This is a genomic window from Kineococcus glutinatus, from assembly GCF_039542765.1.
Taxonomy (GTDB): Bacteria; Actinomycetota; Actinomycetes; order Actinomycetales; family Kineococcaceae; genus Kineococcus_A; species Kineococcus_A glutinatus.
The window spans coordinates 1-3533 of record NZ_BAABIL010000487.1 but is presented as its reverse complement, the minus strand read 5'-3'; the positions used below and the strand labels follow the sequence as shown (position 1 = coordinate 3533).

At 77.1% G+C, this 3533-nt stretch carries 4 protein-coding genes; 2 read left to right on the top strand and 2 right to left on the bottom strand.

The features are described from left to right. Nucleotides 1-109 precede the first annotated feature (109 nt). Together ABEB16_RS16810 and ABEB16_RS16805 are read left to right on the top strand one after the other, a co-directional pair. Entirely contained in the window at nucleotides 110-1378 is a 1269-nt protein-coding gene (locus ABEB16_RS16810; protein WP_345713375.1) for a glycosyltransferase 87 family protein, read from the top strand. A gap of 90 nt (nucleotides 1379-1468) precedes the next feature. Then, the gene (locus ABEB16_RS16805; RefSeq protein WP_345713374.1) at nucleotides 1469-1777 is read left to right on the top strand and encodes a WhiB family transcriptional regulator; all 309 of its coding nucleotides are present in this window, start codon (nucleotides 1469-1471) and stop codon (nucleotides 1775-1777) included. A 173-nt stretch (nucleotides 1778-1950) separates the two neighbouring features. Here the strand turns inward: ABEB16_RS16805 and larC are convergent, their stop codons facing one another. Together larC and ABEB16_RS16795 are read right to left on the bottom strand one after the other, a co-directional pair. After that, entirely contained in the window at nucleotides 1951-3147 is a 1197-nt protein-coding gene (larC, locus tag ABEB16_RS16800; RefSeq protein WP_345713373.1) for a nickel pincer cofactor biosynthesis protein LarC, read from the bottom strand. Next, the coding region (locus ABEB16_RS16795; protein ID WP_345713372.1) for an AIR carboxylase family protein at nucleotides 3144-3533 on the bottom strand (390 nt) is incomplete at its 5' end. The genes larC and ABEB16_RS16795, both read right to left, overlap by 4 nt.

Genomic DNA, 3533 nt, shown 5'->3' with positions numbered 1-3533 from the left:
CGGGGTGGCGGTGGGGGCGGGCAGCACCGGGCCAGGCTAGGCGGCGGCCGGGGCGGGGACGGGTGCGCGGCGGTCGGGCCCGGGTGGGGTCTCGGGGAGAATCCCGCCCGTGACGGCAGCGGGGGAGCGGGCGGGACCGGTCGGGGCGGCGGCGACGGGGGAGGGGACGACGGTCGGGGCGGCGCGCTGGCGCTGGCTCGGGCTGCTGCTCTTCCTGCTGGCCGCCGCGCCCGTCGTGCACCGCTACCTGGTGGCCTACCCGCAGGACCAGTGGCAGGTCGACCTGCAGGTCTACCGGGAGGCCGGGGTGAGCCTGCTCACCGGCCGCCCCGTCTACGCCTACGAGACGGAGGTGCCGCAGCTGCTGCCCTTCACCTACCCGACGTTCTCGGCGGTGCTGGCGCTGCCGCTGGCCTTCGTGCCGTTCGGGGTGCTCGGCTGGTTGTGGACGGCGCTGCAGCTGGCGCTGCTGTGGCTCGTGGTGGGCATCGCGTTCGCGCCGCTGCTGCGCCGGGCCGGGCACCGCGCGGGGCTCGCGCAGGGCGTGGTGTGCGCGGTGGCGGTGTGGTTCTCCCCCGTGGGCGAGGGGATCCGCTTCGGGCAGGTCAACGCGCTGCTCATCGCGCTGTGCCTGCTGGACGTCGCGCGGGGGCGGGTGGGCCGGGTGCGCTGGCCGCGCGGGGCGCTGGTCGGGGTGGCCGTCGCGATCAAGCTGACGCCGGGGGTGTTCCTGGTGCACTTCGCGATCACCCGGCAGTGGCGGGAGCTGCGCAACGCGGTGGCCGCGGCCGCGGCGGTGACGCTGGGCACCTTCCTGCTGGCGCCAGAGGCCTCGTTCGCGTACTGGACGGACGCGCTGCTGTCGTCGGACCGGCTGGGGCCCAACGCGGGGTCGTCGAACCAGTCGCTGCGCGGTGCGGTGCTGCGGCTGTACCTGTCCCCGGCGGCGACGCAGGCGCTGTGGCTGGCGCTGGTGCTGGTGGCGGCGGTGCTGGGGTACGGCGTGGCGCGGCTGGTGCACCGGGCGGGCAGCCGGGTCGGGGAGGTCGCGGTGTGCGGGTTGCTGGCGGTGCTGCTGTCGCCGGTGTCGTGGCTGCACCACGTGCACTGGGGGGTGGTGGCGCTGGGTGCGCTGGCCGGTGACGGGCGGGTGCGGGCCCGGCTGCGGGTGGCGGTGGTGGGTGCGGTGCTGCTCGTGTCGCCGTGGCCGTGGTGGGGGGCGAACCTCGTCGCGCAGCCGGAGGTGCCGCGGGTGCTGGCGCGGCTGGTGCAGAACGGGGACCTGCTGTGGGTGGTGGCGGCGCTGTGGGCACTGCACCGATTCGTGCGGCCAGTGGCCACCGATGAACGGACAGTGACGACTTCGCCGCTCTCGTAACGCTGCGCATTCGGGTAGTGACTTTGCGTTTGAAGTAGGGCAGGGTGGGGCACTACGAGCCAGACGACATGACCTTGAGGGGGGATACCCGTGCCCGATCTGTCCCGACAGCTGCGGCCCACTGCCGACCAGTGGGAGTGGCAACTGCGCGGCGCTTGCCGCGCGGCCGACCCCGAGGTCTTCTTCCACCCCGAGCTGGAGCGCGGTGCTGCGCGCCAGCGGCGGGACGCCGAGGCGGTCGCGGTGTGCGCCGGCTGCCCCGTGCTGGACGCGTGCCGCGAGCACGTCCTGAAGTACCGCGAGCCCTACGGCGTCTGGGGCGGCCTCACCGAGGACGACCGCGAGCAGATGTGGTCCGCGCGGCGCAGGGAGGAGCGCCTCACCCGTCGCGCCGGGTGAGGCCGGGGCGGTCCGCGCCGGCCGGCCGGCCGCTCGATCGCGCTGCTCGCACCCCGCCGCGCCCATCTCCGGGTTCCGGCGCCTGCAGACCTCGTCTGGAGCGCCCGAACCCGGAGATGGGCGCGGCGGGGTGGGGTGTGGAGCGCCCGAACCCGGAGATGGGCGCAGCGGGGTCAGGGCAACAGGTCCCGCGCCGCCGCCGTCGCCCGGGCCAGCACCGTGCGCTCCGGCACCCGGAGCACCACCGCCGCCGCCGCCACGTCCGCGAACTCCGGCTGCGCGGTCACCACCCGCCCGTCGCGCTCGGCCAGCTTCACCCGCACCGGCTGCCCGCCCACCTCCACCTCCACCCAGCGCCGCGGCAGCGGGTGCTTGCGCACCGCCGACGTGCGCAGGCCGATGGCGCTGGTGTGCCCCAGCACCACCGCGGCCGCCGCCTCCACCCCCGCGGGCTCGACCAGCACGCCCAGCACGTGCGCCGGCCGGCCCTTCTTCATCAGCACCGGCGTCAGCCACGCGTCCGCCGCCCCCGCCGCCAGCAGCGCCGCCAGCACCCCCGGCCACAACCGCGGGTCCAGGTCGTCGACGTTCGTCTCCAGCAGCACCGCGTCCTCGCCGCCGGTCGCCGCGCCGGACCCGCCCGCCACCGGGGTGCCCACCGGCTCGCCCAGCAGCAGCCGCAGCACGTTCGGCTGCCCGGGCAGCTCCCGCGCCCCCGCGCCCGCGCCCTGCCGCGCCACCCGCATCGGCGGCTGCCACCCCCACGCCGAGGCGTGCGCCACCAGCAGCGCCGCCCCCGTCGGCGTCGTCAGCTCGACGTCCACCGGCCCCCCGTGCGAGGGCACCCCCGCCAGCAGCTCCACCACCGCCGGGCCCGGCACCGGCAACCGGCCGTGGGCCGCGCGCACCGTCCCGCCGCCCAGCGCCACCGGTGAGACGTGCAGCGCCTCCAGCCCCAGGTGGGCCAGACCCGCGCAGACGCCCACCACGTCCGCCACCGCGTCCAGCGCCCCCACCTCGTGGAAGTGCACCTCCTCCGGGCTCGTACCGTGCACCCGCGCCTCGGCCGCCGCCAGCCGCGCGAAGGCGTCCTGCGCCCGGGCCGCCACCACCGGCTCCAGCGCGGCCGCGTCGAGCAGCGCCCGCACGTCGGCCCACGTGCGGTGGACGTGGGACCCGGCGGCCTCCACGTGCACCCGCGTCGCCGCCAGCCCCGCCCGCCGCACCCGCTCCACCCGCAGCCGCACCGGCTCGGGTGCGACGGCGTCGACCGCCCCCGCCAGCACCTCCAGCAGCACGCCCGCCCCCACGAGCGCGCCCAGCAGCATGTCGCCGCTGGCACCCGAGGCGCAGTGCAGCCAGCCGATCACGCCGGCGCCCCGCCGCGCGCCGCGCCGACGGCCCGCGCCACCCGCGCCGCGTGCAGCCCGGCGCCGAAGCCGTTGTCGACGTTGACCACGACCACCCCCGGCGCGCACGAGTTCAGCATCGCCAGCAGCGCCGCCAGCCCACCCGCGCCCGTGCCGTACCCCGTCGACGTGGGCACCGCCACCAGCGGCACCCCGACCAGACCGCCCACCACGCTCGGCAGGGCGCCCTCCATGCCCGCCACCACCACCAGGCAGTCCGCCGCCGCCAGCTCCCCGCGCACCGCCAGCAGCCGGTGCAGGCCCGCCACCCCCACGTCGTCGATCCGCCGGACCTCTAGAATGGGGCAATTTTTCCCGGTTCGGGTTTTCCCTTTCGCCCCACCGAA